The organism is Exiguobacterium chiriqhucha RW-2 (assembly GCF_000416965.1).
In the GTDB taxonomy this organism is placed as follows: domain Bacteria; phylum Bacillota; class Bacilli; order Exiguobacteriales; family Exiguobacteriaceae; genus Exiguobacterium; species Exiguobacterium chiriqhucha.
The window spans coordinates 34,230-47,842 of sequence record NZ_ATCL01000021.1 but is presented as its reverse complement, the minus strand read 5'-3'; the positions used below and the strand labels follow the sequence as shown (position 1 = coordinate 47,842).

16 protein-coding genes are annotated in these 13,613 nt (G+C 52.1%); 6 read left to right on the top strand and 10 right to left on the bottom strand.

What is annotated here, in order from left to right; translation table 11 throughout:
* Window positions 1-38 precede the first annotated feature (38 nt).
* The 4 genes from M467_RS29270 to M467_RS29260 all read right to left on the bottom strand — a co-directional run bounded on the left by M467_RS29270 (window position 39) and on the right by M467_RS29260 (window position 4,513).
* Window positions 39-986 (bottom strand): YihY/virulence factor BrkB family protein, encoded by a 948-nt coding sequence (locus M467_RS29270; RefSeq protein ID WP_021067778.1) that lies wholly within the window; start codon window positions 984-986, stop codon window positions 39-41.
* 68 nt (window positions 987-1,054) lie between these two features.
* Window positions 1,055-1,492, bottom strand: a complete 438-nt coding sequence (locus M467_RS0116040; RefSeq protein WP_034797425.1) for an NUDIX domain-containing protein — start codon at window positions 1,490-1,492, stop codon at window positions 1,055-1,057.
* 66 nt (window positions 1,493-1,558) lie between these two features.
* On the bottom strand, window positions 1,559-2,485 hold the full coding sequence (locus tag M467_RS29265) for a carbohydrate kinase family protein (protein ID WP_021067776.1): 927 nt from the start codon (window positions 2,483-2,485) through the stop codon (window positions 1,559-1,561).
* 120 nt (window positions 2,486-2,605) lie between these two features.
* Entirely contained in the window at window positions 2,606-4,513 is a 1,908-nt protein-coding gene (locus tag M467_RS29260; protein WP_021067775.1) for a heavy metal translocating P-type ATPase, read from the bottom strand.
* 199 nt (window positions 4,514-4,712) lie between these two features.
* Here M467_RS29260 and M467_RS29255 point away from each other — a divergent pair, with 199 nt between their 5' ends.
* Window positions 4,713-5,648, top strand: a complete 936-nt coding sequence (locus tag M467_RS29255) for a DMT family transporter (RefSeq protein ID WP_021067774.1) — start codon at window positions 4,713-4,715, stop codon at window positions 5,646-5,648.
* A 137-nt stretch (window positions 5,649-5,785) separates the two neighbouring features.
* Window positions 5,786-6,088: a hypothetical protein gene (locus M467_RS29250; RefSeq protein WP_021067773.1), complete on the top strand. Its 303-nt coding sequence runs from the start codon at window positions 5,786-5,788 to the stop codon at window positions 6,086-6,088.
* Window positions 6,089-6,125: 37 nt separating this feature from the next.
* Here M467_RS29250 and M467_RS29245 read toward each other — a convergent pair whose 3' ends face one another.
* From M467_RS29245 to yfkAB, 3 genes are read right to left on the bottom strand one after another with little or no spacing between them, the layout of a single operon-like run.
* On the bottom strand, window positions 6,126-7,268 hold the full coding sequence (locus M467_RS29245; protein ID WP_021067772.1) for an MFS transporter: 1,143 nt from the start codon (window positions 7,266-7,268) through the stop codon (window positions 6,126-6,128).
* Window positions 7,269-7,313: 45 nt separating this feature from the next.
* The gene (locus M467_RS29240) at window positions 7,314-7,508 is read right to left on the bottom strand and encodes a hypothetical protein (protein ID WP_021067771.1); all 195 of its coding nucleotides are present in this window, start codon (window positions 7,506-7,508) and stop codon (window positions 7,314-7,316) included.
* A 53-nt stretch (window positions 7,509-7,561) separates the two neighbouring features.
* Window positions 7,562-8,668, bottom strand: coding sequence for a radical SAM/CxCxxxxC motif protein YfkAB (gene yfkAB, locus M467_RS29235; protein ID WP_021067770.1), 1,107 nt, complete (start codon window positions 8,666-8,668; stop codon window positions 7,562-7,564).
* Between the two features lie 85 nt (window positions 8,669-8,753).
* Between yfkAB and M467_RS29230 the strand changes: the two genes are divergently transcribed.
* From M467_RS29230 to M467_RS29220, 3 genes are all read left to right on the top strand, one after another.
* Window positions 8,754-8,963 (top strand): hypothetical protein, encoded by a 210-nt coding sequence (locus M467_RS29230; protein ID WP_016510454.1) that lies wholly within the window; start codon window positions 8,754-8,756, stop codon window positions 8,961-8,963.
* A complete protein-coding gene (gene rlmD, locus M467_RS29225) occupies window positions 8,960-10,336 on the top strand; it encodes a 23S rRNA (uracil(1939)-C(5))-methyltransferase RlmD (RefSeq protein ID WP_021067769.1) in 1,377 nt (458 codons plus the stop codon). Before M467_RS29230 ends, rlmD begins: the two co-directional genes overlap by 4 nt.
* Window positions 10,337-10,432: 96 nt before the next feature.
* The gene (locus tag M467_RS29220) at window positions 10,433-10,840 is read left to right on the top strand and encodes a cytidine deaminase (RefSeq protein WP_021067768.1); all 408 of its coding nucleotides are present in this window, start codon (window positions 10,433-10,435) and stop codon (window positions 10,838-10,840) included.
* 31 nt (window positions 10,841-10,871) lie between these two features.
* Here M467_RS29220 and M467_RS29215 read toward each other — a convergent pair whose 3' ends face one another.
* On the bottom strand, window positions 10,872-11,087 hold the full coding sequence (locus tag M467_RS29215; RefSeq protein ID WP_031200364.1) for a hypothetical protein: 216 nt from the start codon (window positions 11,085-11,087) through the stop codon (window positions 10,872-10,874).
* A 121-nt stretch (window positions 11,088-11,208) separates the two neighbouring features.
* Between M467_RS29215 and M467_RS29210 the strand changes: the two genes are divergently transcribed.
* Window positions 11,209-11,496, top strand: coding sequence for a hypothetical protein (locus M467_RS29210; protein ID WP_021067766.1), 288 nt, complete (start codon window positions 11,209-11,211; stop codon window positions 11,494-11,496).
* Between the two features lie 30 nt (window positions 11,497-11,526).
* Here M467_RS29210 and M467_RS29205 read toward each other — a convergent pair whose 3' ends face one another.
* Together M467_RS29205 and M467_RS29200 are read right to left on the bottom strand one after the other, a co-directional pair.
* Complete coding sequence (locus M467_RS29205; protein ID WP_021067765.1) at window positions 11,527-12,912, bottom strand: sensor histidine kinase; 1,386 nt, start codon at window positions 12,910-12,912, stop codon at window positions 11,527-11,529.
* A complete protein-coding gene (locus M467_RS29200; protein ID WP_021067764.1) occupies window positions 12,909-13,598 on the bottom strand; it encodes a response regulator transcription factor in 690 nt (229 codons plus the stop codon). The genes M467_RS29205 and M467_RS29200 overlap by 4 nt, the downstream gene beginning before the upstream one ends.
* Window positions 13,599-13,613: the final 15 nt, after the last annotated feature.

Genomic DNA, 13,613 nt, shown 5'->3' with positions numbered 1-13,613 from the left:
AAAAGGCGGTCTCTCCTGCAGAGACCGCCTTTCTTTGGTTACCCGTATGTGTTGACGGGAATGTCTTTATACTCGTCCTCGTCCGAATCTTTCGATTTGGACTTTTTATTTTTCTTATAGTTTTTCTCGTACTCACGTTCGCTCGGCGTTTTGAAGAAACGTTGCCAAGTAGCATTGATTTCTGACCCGATCAAAATGATCATGCCGGTCAATTGTAACCAGAGCAACGTGACGATAATCCCCCCGAGTGAACCGTATGTCGAATCGTAGTTGCCGAAGTTCGAGACGTACAGGCTGAATCCGAGCGAGACGAGCTGCCAGGCGATGACGCCGAAGATCGCGCCTGGAATCGTGCTCTTCCAAAACACGTGTTGTTGAGGAGCAATCTTATAAAAAATCGAGAGCGTCAAAATCAAGATGACGGTCGTCAACACGTAGCGGAACACGTTAATCAAGATGACGTCAGCCCCTGAGATGGGGATGAAGCGCATCAAAAAGTCGATGATCTGTGAACCGAACACGTTCGAGACGATGAGCAACAGTACGCCGACACCGAGCAAGAGCGTCAAGCCGAGCGCGATGCCTTTGCTGACGAAAAAATTTCGTTCGTTGTCTTCCCCGTATGCGTGAATCGCCATGTTAATCAAGCGTTCGACCCCTTTAGCGGCCGACCAAATCGCCAAAATCGCACCGATTGAGAGGAGTCCGCCGCGCGGTTCGCCAATCGCGTCAAAAATCCCGGTCAAAAAATCAGTCGCGGCCGCCCCGGGTGCCAAGTTGTTTAACTGTTCTTGGAACGATGCCTGGGAAATGTCGAAGAACGACAGCAACGCGAGAATGAAGATGATGCCCGGGAAAATCGATAAGAACCAAAAAAAAGCGAGCGTCGCGCCGTAATCTTGAACATCATGTTCTTTGAAGCGACGAAGCAGCTCCTTCCCGAAGGCGAACCAATTCTTTTTTTCTTTCACTTCTGTAGTATCCATGTATGAGCCTCCTGAACGTTATCGTTAGAAACTTTCTTTCCCGAAATGTCAGGAGGCTACACATAAAATCAGTCTTCGGCCAGCGTTTTATTGAAAAAGCGCTCGGCCTCGTTCGCGAGCAAGTCGGCGAGTGACGGCGGTCGTACCGGCAAATGGCTGAGCGCGCTGCGTTTCACCCACATCGGTGTGTATGAACCGTTCGTCTGTTCGGCTTGAAACTCTTCGCCCGTGCCGGTGCCGAATTCGCCACCGGTCACGCGAGCCCAGTAATACGGGTTCAACTCGCCATTGAAAGCGACGTGAGCGGCGATCCCTTCGAGTTCGACGTGGACGCCGAGCTCTTCGAACGCCTCACGGACGGCCGTCTCTTCGGCGGTATGGCCGAATTCGACTCCGCCACCTGGGAAGACATAATACAAGAGGTTCTCTTTTTCTCGGCGAATGAGCGCGACTTCGTCATGTTCATTCACGAGGATGATGGCACTGCGTAATTTCGTTCTGACCAATGGAATCGTTCCTTTCGATTTCGAATCGTGAACAAAACGCATCGACTCGCGGCCGATGCGTTTTGGTTAATCTGCTGCTGGTTGTTCGAGTGATGCATACATATCAGGCGTCAGGCCGTTATCGTGCGAGGCGATGACTTTCCCGGCGACGCGCATGCCGAGTCGGAGCGCATCCTCAATCGGATGACGTTTCATCAACTCGGAGATGACAGCGGAGAAGAACGAGTCACCGGCACCGGTCGAGTCGGCGACTTTCACTTTCGTCGTCGGGACGTGGCCTTGTTCGTTCGTACGCAAGTCGACATAGACCGCACCGAGTTCACTCATCGTGACGATTGTGAGCGGGGCACCTTTCATGGCGAGCACTTCGGCGACACGTAACGCATCGTCCACCGTGACGATCGACATGTCAGATAAAATCTCTGCTTCTTCACGGCTACAGATGAAGCCGGTGAAGCCTTGAAGCAAATGGCGGTTCCGTTCGATGACAGACAGATGGCCACACACGCCGTAAAGCGGGAGTTTCATCTCGCGGCATAGCTCAATCGTCTCGTTGAGCACGTTGACCGACAAGTCGAGGTCGATGGCGACCGCCTGACTTTCGGCGAACACCGTATCGATGCGACGAAGGATACATTCTTCCATCATCGCCTCGTCCGGTTGCTTCGAGATCGACGTTTGAAGATCGCCGTTGTTATCCATGACGGCCAGCCACATGCCCATGCCGTTGTCATCGAGCAAATCGACGTGATCGACGTTCACATTCAAACCGCGGAGTTCCTCGAGGACACCCATTCCGATTTGATCGTTCGTCACGGTCGACACGAAACGGACATCATTGCCGAGGACACCTAAATTTTGAGCGACGTTACGGCCGGTTCCGCCGTTTGAGAACGCGATGTCACCGACGTTCTTGGCATCTTTATGGAGCGGGGCGAACGAGGTTCCTTTAATATCGACAAACACTTTGCCGATTACTGCTATCGTATTCATACACTGTACCACCTTTAGCCAATCTTCCTAATCAGTTCCGGTCTAATTAGACACATTGTTTCAATTATAGCGAAATCGCCAACGGCTTTCAATGACGGTTTCGGAAGGTGTCGAATTTTGTCAGTCCCATGACGTGCTGAGCAAGCGCAGGCCGTTCAAAATGACGAGGATGGTCGATCCTTCGTGCCCGACGACGGCGAATGGCATGACGAGCAATTCGAAGATGTTCGTCGCAATCAAGACGAGGATGACCCCTAATGCGAACACGACGTTTTGGAGGACGACCCGATTCAACTTACGCGACTGTTTGATGGCCGAGCTTAGGCGGTTCAAGTCGTTCTTCATCAAGACGACGTCGGCCGTCTCGAGAGCGGCGTCCGTCCCTTCTCCCATCGCAATCCCGACATCGGCCGTCGCGAGGGCAGGGGCGTCGTTAATCCCGTCACCAATCATGCCGATGCTGCCATACTCTTGTTTCAATCGTTTAATGTGCTCGACTTTCTCTTCCGGAAGACATTCGGCAATATAGCGGGTCAAGCCGGCCTCGGAGGCGATGGCGCGTGCTGTTGCCTCGTTGTCACCCGTGATCATGATGGTGGCGATGCCGAGGTGGTTGAGTCGCTCGATCGCTTGCTTGGCCTCGGGACGTAACGTGTCTCGAAGCGCGAACGCCCCAATTGTCTTCTCTTCGTCACTGATGAATACGAGTGTGTGGCCGGCCGCTTTCAAACGTTCGACTTCGTCGCGGAAAAAGTCGTGGCTGCGATCGGCGAATTTCTGTTTACCGACCCGGTAAGCGACACCGTCGATGGTCGCTTCAATCCCAGACCCGGTCACGTCTTTAAAGTGTTCCATCGCCCCCGTATAACTGCCCGTGTACTGAACGAGCGCCTCGGCGAGCGGATGCATCGAATGTTCTTCAATCAAGCTGACAATGCGATACACGTGTTCTTGTGTCGTATCGGGATGAATCAACGCCGCTTGGACTTCTGGTTTACCGATTGTGAGCGTACCGGTCTTATCGAACGCGACGGCTTTCAAACGTCCCATATTTTCGATATGGACACCGCCTTTGAATAAAATCCCGTGTTTAGCAGACGAGGCAATGGCTGCGAGTGCCGCCGGCGTGATGGCGGCAACGAGGGCACACGGCGAAGCGACAACGAGAAGGATCATCCCGCGGTAAATGCTCGTCTCGAGCGACCATGACGTCAATACCGGGCCTAGCAAGATGATTGCCGTGACGGAAGCGAGCACGACTTGAACGTAGCGTCCCTCGTACCGGTCGATGAACTGGGCGGACGGTGATTTTTCTTCTTGCGCCTGCTGGACCATTTGAATGATTTTTTGGAACAATGTCTCTGTGGCGAGCTTTGTCACTTCGAGCGTCAAGACACCGTTCAAGTTTACGCTTGATCCATATACCTCATCGCCGACGTTCCGGTCGACCGGAATCGATTCACCGGTGATGGCGGCTTCCTCAATCGAGGCGCTACCTTTCAAAATCCGACCGTCGACCGGGATGCGCTCGCCGGGTCTTACGTAGATGTGGTCACCGACGCGCAGTTCGTCGATATGGACGACCTCGAGGCCGCCCGAGCTGTTCAATCGGGTCGCCTGCTCAGGTTGGAGTTCCATGAGCGATTCAAGGGCACGCTCATTTTTATTCATCGTATACGTCTCAAGGGCGCCTGATAACGCGAAGATGAAGATTAGGATGGCGCCTTCCATCCAGTACCCGATTGAAGCAGCACCGATGGCGGCGATAATCATGAGTAGCTCGACGTTCAAGGAGCGCGTCTCCCATGTATCGGTCAAGCCTTCCTTGGCTTTGGCATATCCGCCGATTAAAAAGGCGGTCAAATACAGAGTGACGTAGAGCGCAGGAGCTCCGTCTTGTCTTTCCGCGATATATGCGAGTACAATCAATACACCACTGATGAGCGCCATGATGAGCTCGATATGTTCGACCCAGCTGGCCCGTTTGAAGACGTGGCTTTTTTCGTGTGTGACGGTTGATGTGTTCATGTGAGCACCTCTTTCTAATTGAGAATATATATCAGTTAAATGATAATGAATGAGGATGATTATCATTATCTATTGTTGATATTATTAGGTTTTACGCGAATTAAAGGTGAATCCCTTATTTATAATGATTATCGTGTAAGTCTATTTTAGCACCAAACGTAATCACTCACAAACTAAAAGATTAAGGAGTTTTTGTGTCATGCCGAATGTATTTCAACGCCCTTGGACGGTCACGTTCTTAGCCCTATTCAACACGTTCTTATGGGGGAGCGCTTTTCCGTTCATCAAACTGAGCTACGAAGCGCTCGATATCCAGGAAAACGAATACGGGCAACAGCTGTTCTTTGCCGGGGAACGCTTTTTATTGGCCGGTCTGCTCTTACTCGTCATCAGTCGACTCGTCTTCAAGCGTCCGATTCGCTTAACTGCTGAAAAGCTAAAGGCGTATGCGCATTTAGGGGCATTTCTGACGTTCTTACAATATTTGTTCTTCTATATCGGTCTTTCGATCTCGACGGGGGTGCAGGGCTCGATTATCGCGGGGTCGACGTCATTTTTCCAGATGGCACTCGCTCATTTTCGTTATGAGGATGATCGCTTGAATCGCTTGAAAGGGATTGCCCTTACGCTCGGATTCTCCGGAATCGTCATCGCCAACTGGCCGACGGCAAGCGCGGAAGTCGGGTTTGGGATTGGAGAGATTCTGCTGATTATGGCGATGATCTCAGGCGCGTTCGGGAATTTGGTTGCCAAAGATTATTCGCGCTCGCATGACGTCGCTCCGATGACGGCTTGGGCGATGGTGATTGGCTCGCTCGGACTACTCATCGTCGGTTACGTGCTTGCGCCAGGGGATGTGTTCCTGCCTTACACCGTGACAACCCTCTTCTTCTTGTTGTATCTCGCCCTCTTGTCGGCGGTCGGGTTCACATTATGGAATACGCTGATGAAATATAATCCGGTCAGCCGGGTATCGCTCTATATGTTCTTTGTTCCCTTATTCGGTGTCGTCCTATCGAGCATGTTACTCGGGGAGACGATTCCATGGAACGCGCTTGTCGGGTTGTTGTTCGTCATCGCTGGGATTTATCTCTCCACATATTTTCAAGGACGAGCGAATCGGGGAGTGCGATGACAAAGTGAGGGAGAGGCATGGTTGACGGAATCTTGTTCCCATGGCAAAATATATTAAAAATTCTGAATTCTTTCAGTTGAAATCGGTCTTCGTTGTAAAGACTTGCGTGCGAATCGAAAAGAAAGGAGGGTGCTACCGTGGCAAGAAATCCAATCGTCCGAAACATACTCATCTCTCGACAACCGCGAGACGAGTATGTCAAATACGTGATGAAGTGCGTAAGTCGCGGGTTGAAGGAACATCATGAGCAAGTGGACGCGCGTGCTATGAGGCATGGCGAAGACATTCAGACGAAATGGCAAATCAATGATCGAGTCATTGAAGTCACGCTCAAGTCCGACGTGTTGGCCTCGCTCGAGACGGAACCGTTCGCGCTCGATGAGGTGTTCATGCGGGCGTTCGAACGAAACGATGTCAGGCTCGGTCCGGTGAAAGAATAACGTGAAACAGGGAGGGTCTCGGCGGAGACCCTCCCTTTTAGATGTCAATCGGCTTGGCTTTCGCCGTGAATAAACTGACGGCCAGAATCCCAAGAATGAGCGTATACATCAAGAAATACACTTCTTTTGGTAACGCGATCCAAAATGCGCCAATCATCGGTCCGCTAATCGAACCTACGCTGAACGAGATGCTATAGAGCATATTGCCGGTCGGTAACAACGAACGTGGCAACACTTCCGTCATATGGGCCAGTCCGAGCGAATATGTCGAGCCGAGCCCGGCGCCTGCGAGCGCGAACAAGACGAGGAGCCAGACGTAATGGTCGACGGCCAGGTTGGCAATCGCAAAAACGAGCGTGCCGAGTGTCAGGACGATTTGAAGAATCCGCTTTTTCCCGAAGTGATCGGCGAGCCGACCGAGCGGTAATTGCACGACAATCGAGGCGACGATGAACGTCGTGATGAGCGTGCTCGTCTGCGTGAGCCCGATATCGTTGCGGACTGTGAAAATCGGTAAGTTGGCATTCAAGCTCGCTTCAAGGAACCCGTATGTAAAAGCAGGTAAGAGCGTATACCCGCCGCCGATGAGGACGAGTCGGATGCGTCCTTTCGAGTCGGTCTTCACTTTCTCGGCCTCAGGATACTCATTGTCGACCTTGAAGATCAAGAACAAGGATGCGAGACAGAAGACGATCAAGACGAGGAACGGCAGCCAAAAGTGAAGGTCGACGAGCGGCGCGATGAGCGGACCGACCGCGAAACCAAGGCTGAACGCCATCCCGTAATACGCCATTGCTCGTCCCAGGCTCCGCTTGTCGCTCGCAGACGTGACCCACACTTGGGATCCGTAATGGAGCGCCGAGTCACCGAAGCCGATGACGAAACGCATGAGCGCCCACATGAGCAGGGACGGCCAGAGCGGCAAGAAGAACGTAGCGAGCGCCGTCAAGATGATGCCAAGGACGATGGTCGGACGAAATCCGTACTTGCGGACGAACCGTTCGAGTAGCGGGGCGGAGACGATGACCCCGAGATAGAGCATGGTCGCGTTCAACCCGTTCAACCAGGCCGGGTTGCCGTCCCGTTCGATGAGTGTCGACAAGAGCGGGATGAGCGCACCTTGAATCAAGCCGGAGATAAAGACGACAAGTAATAAAATTGAAAATCGAAAGCGTTGCATAGTTCACCTCATCATTGATTGCATAGTAAAAAGCTGAGAAGAGTCTCAGCTTTTTGGCTCGTCAATCGGTTGGGGTACATGGTTCAAGTGTAAGAGTTCATCGTCCCAACTGCCTTGACTGAATACTTCATCACGGTCTACTTTGTCTGAAACGAATGCGGCTGTCAATAAGATGCTGAGCACACCACCGAAAATGATGATGGCCATGACGGTGATCATAAATACATAGATGGCTGTCATCTTCAAACACCTCGATTCAGTTTATATACTGAACATTTCCCGAATCGAAGTAATTAAAACGGTTCGGCCACACGTTCCCGGAAGTTCACTTCAGGATAGTACGCTTGTTTGACGAGTGCGTTCGGGCCGAGGCATTTGACAGCCGGACAGTGGCAGGACAGTGTGGCGTTCAAACTGCTGTTCGTCCACGCCTCATACGCGTCTTGGAACGAGGTGTCATACAACGTCCCGAGCGTGCCGAGCTCATCGCCGAAGTCGGTGACGATGATTTGGCCGTCGAAGATGTTCGTGTTGAGGCGTGAGCGGCCATCCGGGTCGTTTCGCACGGTCACGTTCTTCGCCTCGTGGAGCCGTTTCAATAAAGCGCGGTCTTCCGGTAACTCGGAACAAGCATAGAACGGCAACGTTCCGAACAGCATCCAAACGTTCTCGTCCCGGACATCGAGCAGGTCGTGAATCGCCTGGCGAGTGTCAGGGAGCGACGCCGACTCGAGCGCACTGGCAAAATCGGCGGGGTACATTGGGTGCACTTCATGACGTTGACAGCCGAGTGCGACAATCTCTTCATGGATTTCCTTCAAGTGCGGAATCGTCCGTTTGTTGAGCATCGTCTCGGCCGATACGATCACACCCTCGGCCGTAAGCGCACGGGCGTTGTCTTTCATCGTCTGAAGCATCTTCAAACGTGCCTCCGCGCTCGGTTTTCGGTCCATCATCGCGAAACCGCCCTCTAAGAAGTCGGCGTCCGTTCCCCAGTTATGCGAAATGTGCAAAACGTCGAGGTAAGGGGTAATAAGATGGTAGCGAGAGAGCGGGAGCGTCAAGTTTGAGTTGATTTGCGTGCGGGCGCCGCGCTCCTTAGCGTAACGCAAGAGTGGGACGACGTAGTTGCGCACCGATTTCATCGACAGCATCGGTTCGCCGCCCGTAATCGAAAACGCGCGTAAATGCTCGATTTCATCCAAACGCGAAATCAATAAGTCGAGTGGGACTTCGGGTTCTTCTGTCTGGTCGAGCATATAGCCGACCGCGCAATGCTCGCAGCGCATATTGCATAGCTTGGTCGTCGTCACTTCGACGTTCGAAAGGACGAGGCGACCGAACTCGGTTTGATCGAGGTATGCTTCCCACGGATCAAACGTTGTCGAGATGTTTTGCATATCAATTCCACCTTTTCATCAAGTCACACGAAATAGTATGCTATAATAACAACTCTTTGTCACGAACCAAAGGAGCGATCACGAGATGGGTAAATCACGAACAGATACGGCAGGAAAAATGAACGTGTTAAAATCGAGAACGGAATTACTGTGCTTATCAGTCAATACGTTGGACGAATTCACGACGCCAGAGGATTTGCATCGATTGTTAGCTGATATTGATTCCTTACGTGCGAAAGTCGTACGTTACGCCAAAGATTTAGAACAAGTATCTCGAAAGGATGAAACACATTGAAACTGATCGTAGGAGAATACACAAGCGCCCAAGCCGAGCGGCTAGGCATTAACGGAGAGGGCATCGCGACGATTGATCGCATGGTCATCTTCATTCCGAACTTATTGCCGGGAGAGAAGGCGAAAGTCGAAATTACGCGCGTCGAGCGGAACTACGCCGAGGCGCGCGTCATCAAGCGCGATAATGATTCACCGGACCGGGTCAAACCGCCGTGTCCGATTTATGACGAGTGTGGCGGTTGCCAGATTCAACATATGAGTCCGCGCCTGCAGATGGACTATAAAGAAGAAATCGTCCGCAACGCCTTCCGTCAAAAGACGAAATTGAACGTCGACAAATCGGATATCCGTGGTACGAAAGGGATGGACAACCCTTGGTATTACCGCAACAAGTCACAATTCCCGCTCTCGACGCGCCGCGGTGAAATCGTGTCAGGGCTCTACAAGCCGAACACGAATGAGCTCGTGCCAATCGAACACTGCATGGTGCAACAGCGAGACACGACGAACATCAACAACGCCATCGTCCGTATTTTGAACGAACTCGACATCCCTGTATACGATGCGCGCCGTGACGTCGGCTTTGCCCGTACCGTCATCGTCCGCTCGGGCTACAAGACGGACGACGTCCAAGTCGTGCTCGTCGTCGGAAACGAGGACGTCCCGCATTTGGACGAACTGAGTGACCGCATCATGGCGTTGCCGAACGTCGTGTCGTTCCACTTGAATATTAACTCGAACCGTTCAGGCGTCATTTTCGGTTACCGTACGGTCTATATCGCCGGCCAAGACAAGATGGACGAACAGCTTGACGACGTCCATTACCACTTATCACCGCGCGCGTTCTTCCAGCTTAACCCGGCTCAGACGGAAGTCATGTATCGGGAAGTCGTCGAGGCGGCTGGCCTAACGGGTGAAGAACGGGTCATTGATGCGTACGCTGGTGTCGGTTCAATCGGGCTATGGCTCGCGCCACATGCAAAAGAGATTCGCGGGATGGAAGTCGTCCCAGAAGCAGTCGAAGATGCGAATGCGCACATGCGTGAGAACGGGTTCAGCCATGCAACCTATGTTGAAGGCCGGGCCGAACATTGGATTCCGCGCTGGGTCAAGGACGGTTGGATTCCAGATGTCATCGTCGTCGATCCGCCGCGCACAGGTGTCGATCATCAACTCCTCAATGCAATGATTTCATCGAAAGCGAAACGCATCGTGTACGTGTCATGTAACCCACAGACACTCGCACGGGATGCGGATCAACTCATGAAAGCCGACTATAAAATCAACTATATCCAGCCGTACGATATGTTCCCGCAGACGGCACACGTCGAGTCAATCGTCGTCTTCGAGAAAAAGAAAAAGAAAAAGTATTGACGGGGTTGTGAAAACGCTTGCAAAAACAGTGTTTTCACGCTATAGTTCAGATGTCAGACTTCTTTTGATAAACGTTAAGAAGCGGAGGAACATCAGATGATCCCACAAGAAAAAGTGAACGAGCTTGTCCATAAAGCAATTGATGCACGGTCGCGTGCCTATACACCGTATTCGAAATTCAATGTCGGGGCCGTCGTCATTGACGAGACCGGCAAAGAAATTTTGGGTTGCAACGTCGAAAACGCTTCGTACGGGTTGTCGATGTGTGCAGAACGGACCGCCATCTTCAAAGCGGTATCGGAAGGCAGCAAGGCAATCGAGACGGTCGTTGTCGTTGGAGACACAGCGGGCCCAATCTCGCCGTGTGGCGCTTGCCGTCAAGTCATTGCCGAGTTTGCGAGTGACGACTTTACGTTGATTCTCGCGAACATGGCCGGAGAGACGAAAGTGATGACAAAAGAAGAGATGCTACCATACGGCTTCTCGCCAAAAGATTTAACGTGAAATAAAGATGCGGACGAATTCGTCCGCATCTTTATTTGTTGCCGTCATATTTTTTCTCGCTGGCCGAGTCGTCCTTCGAGTGTCGTTTCTGTTTTTCATCCTTCACTTTTTGGTTCAGCTCTTCCACCGGAATCGGGTCGACGGTCTCCATGCCCTCCTGGTCGAAGATGCTCTCCTTGTCGGTATCGACAGCATCCGGATTATCGAACGGTCGCTTTGACGGGTTCTGTGATTTCTTCATCCTCATCGCCTCCTTGTGTTGATTGTTATTCCACTCTGTTAAATTGTGTAAACGCTTTAGGAAACGGGTTTCGATTTCGCGGAACAGTGGAATTATCCGTACATAGCGACTAAGGAGGGGTATTCGGATGGATAAGAAAGTCTTAATGGGAATCGTACTCGGTGTGGCCGGGGCAGCGCTCGTCGCGCCGAAAGTGGCAGCGCTCTTGACGCAAGACCACGATGAGGATACATGGAGCAAGATGGATCGCATGGAAAGTGTCGATTCAGATAAAGACGAGGCGGAAGCGGGTCTCACTCAACTTGACTCGAATCACCGGGCCGAGTGGCAAGCGAACGGCTTTCCGCAGACGCACGCTGAGCGGGAGCGTCTCATGAATGAATCAGATGATGCCTATAAAGGGAAGGACATCTAAAAACAGACAGCCATCGCGGCTGTCTGTTTTTTAAATATCTTCGTCCGGTAAAAGGGGGAGCGTGAGTGTGACGGTCGTCCCGTTGCCGACTTCTGAGGCGAAGTGCATCGAGCCGCCGTGGCGCTCCATAATATGTTTGGCGATGGCGAGCCCGAGTCCGGTCCCGCCGTCTTCGCGTGTCCGTGACTTATTGACGCGATAGAATCGTTTCGTCAATTGATCGAGGTCTTCTTTCGGAATGCCCCGGCCTTCGTCATGAATCTCGGTGACGGCATTGTTCGCGGTCGCATACGTCTTCACATGAATCGATTTGCCGGCTTCCGTATAGCGGAGCGCGTTATCGAGCAAATTCCCGACGACTTGCTCGAGTCGATCGTGGTCCCCGAGAATAATCAAGTCGAAGTCGAGGTCCGTCTCGATGGTGACGCCTTTCGCCCGCGCGATCGGCTCGAAGCGATAGAGAACGTCTTCGAGCACTTGCGAATAGACGACTGGTTCTTTCGTCATCGGATACGAATCACGCTCGAGTTGGGCCAAGTCGAGCAAATCGTTGACGAGCCGTTGCAACCGTTCGGTCTCGTTCTCGATAATCTCATAATATTGATCTTTCGTTTTGTCATCGAGCGACGGGTCTTGAAGCATCTCGGTATAACCGCGAATATACGACAGTGGCGTCCGCAATTCGTGGCTCACGTTCGCCAAGAACTCTTTCCGTTGTTCTTCGACGAGACCGAGCGATTCGGCCATCCGGTTCAGTGTCTCGGCAAGCTCACCAATCTCATCATCGTAATAGATGGGGATGCGGTGCGAGAAATCACCTTTGGCATACACTTGGGACGCTCGTTTCATTTGAATCAGCGGTTGGATGATTGTATCGATAATCTGAGTGCCGAAAATGAGTAAGTTCACGATCATCAAGATGAGCAAGAACGTGATCATGAGCCGAATCGGTTGGAACGGTTCACTGATTTTACTCAGCTCCATATACAGGATGAGCGCATTATCGAGTTCGCCGTCTCGGATGAGCGGGAAGGCGGACATGAGGATGTCGACGTCTTCGGTCGGGTGCTTGCGGGTAACAGAAATCGCATAGCCGTCTTGCAACTTGGCGAGGTCCTGCTCCCGTAAAAACGTCTTGCCCGATCCGAGACTGTCTTCCCGGACGGACGAGAGAAACACTTTCGTCTCGGTCAGTTCGTTCGTGTACGTCATACTGTCGGAAAACGCGTCAGAGAAGCCGTCCGCCTTATAGATGGTGACGAGCTTCTCTCCGCGGTTGATGAGCAGTTCTTCTTGCGTCTGAATATAAAACTTGTCATACAAGTAAAACGTCATGATGATGAACACGAACGCGGAGAAGAGGCTTGCGGTCCAGATGGTGATCCAAATCCGCTTCCGGATCGTGTATTGCTTCATACGGTCGCCTCGAACTTATAGCCGATCCCCCAGACGGTTTGGATGTAGCCACCCGCTTCGCCGAGCTTGAGACGAAGTGTCTTGATATGGGTGTCGACCGTTCGGAGGTTGCCGTGATACTCGGTCCCCCAAATTTGGTCAAGCAATTGTTCACGCGAGAACACTTTCTCTTCGTTCGTGATGAACAAGTAGAGCAAATCGAACTCTTTCCGGGTCAAGTTGACCGTTTTGCCTTTCACGCTGACCGCACGGCCATCGATATCGATGGACAAGACGCCGGTATCGAACGTCGCTTCTTGTTCTTTTGAGAAATTATGCGTCCGACGAAGCGTCGCTTCGATTCGAGCGAGCAACTCGCGGGGGCTGAACGGCTTCGTGATATAGTCGTCCGCGCCAATCTTCAAGCCGTGGATGCGATCGAGTTCTTCTGAGCGGGCCGTTAGCATAATGATCGGCACGTTCGAGAACTCACGGATGCGCATGCATGCCGTGAGGCCGTCGAGTTCAGGCATCATCACGTCGAGCAGCACGAGGTGGAACGACTGTTCTTTCAATAAGTCGATTGCCTCGAGACCGTTCGTTGCTGTGACGGTCTCGTATCCTTCCTTCTCTAAGTTCGAAACGAGTAAATCCCGCATTTGCTCTTCATCATCGGTCACTAAGATGCGAAACGTTGGTTCTGACATTGGGCATTCTCCTTT

Excerpts from the sequence above, each read along its gene's own strand:
- M467_RS29220 (WP_021067768.1), top strand. The coding sequence starts at position 10,433 with ATGATCCCACAAGAAAAAGTGAACGAGCTTGTCCATAAAGCAATTGAT.
- M467_RS29260 (WP_021067775.1), bottom strand. The coding sequence starts at position 4,513 with ATGAACACATCAACCGTCACACACGAAAAAAGCCACGTCTTCAAACGG.
- M467_RS29210 (WP_021067766.1), top strand. The coding sequence starts at position 11,209 with ATGGATAAGAAAGTCTTAATGGGAATCGTACTCGGTGTGGCCGGGGCA.
- M467_RS29200 (WP_021067764.1), bottom strand. The coding sequence starts at position 13,598 with ATGTCAGAACCAACGTTTCGCATCTTAGTGACCGATGATGAAGAGCAA.
- M467_RS29245 (WP_021067772.1), bottom strand. The coding sequence starts at position 7,268 with ATGCAACGCTTTCGATTTTCAATTTTATTACTTGTCGTCTTTATCTCC.
- M467_RS29230 (WP_016510454.1), top strand. The coding sequence starts at position 8,754 with ATGGGTAAATCACGAACAGATACGGCAGGAAAAATGAACGTGTTAAAA.
- M467_RS29215 (WP_031200364.1), bottom strand. The coding sequence starts at position 11,087 with ATGAGGATGAAGAAATCACAGAACCCGTCAAAGCGACCGTTCGATAAT.
- M467_RS29240 (WP_021067771.1), bottom strand. The coding sequence starts at position 7,508 with ATGACAGCCATCTATGTATTTATGATCACCGTCATGGCCATCATCATT.
- M467_RS29270 (WP_021067778.1), bottom strand. The coding sequence starts at position 986 with ATGGATACTACAGAAGTGAAAGAAAAAAAGAATTGGTTCGCCTTCGGG.
- yfkAB (WP_021067770.1), bottom strand. The coding sequence starts at position 8,668 with ATGCAAAACATCTCGACAACGTTTGATCCGTGGGAAGCATACCTCGAT.
- M467_RS29265 (WP_021067776.1), bottom strand. The coding sequence starts at position 2,485 with ATGAATACGATAGCAGTAATCGGCAAAGTGTTTGTCGATATTAAAGGA.
- M467_RS29205 (WP_021067765.1), bottom strand. The coding sequence starts at position 12,912 with ATGAAGCAATACACGATCCGGAAGCGGATTTGGATCACCATCTGGACC.
- M467_RS29255 (WP_021067774.1), top strand. The coding sequence starts at position 4,713 with ATGCCGAATGTATTTCAACGCCCTTGGACGGTCACGTTCTTAGCCCTA.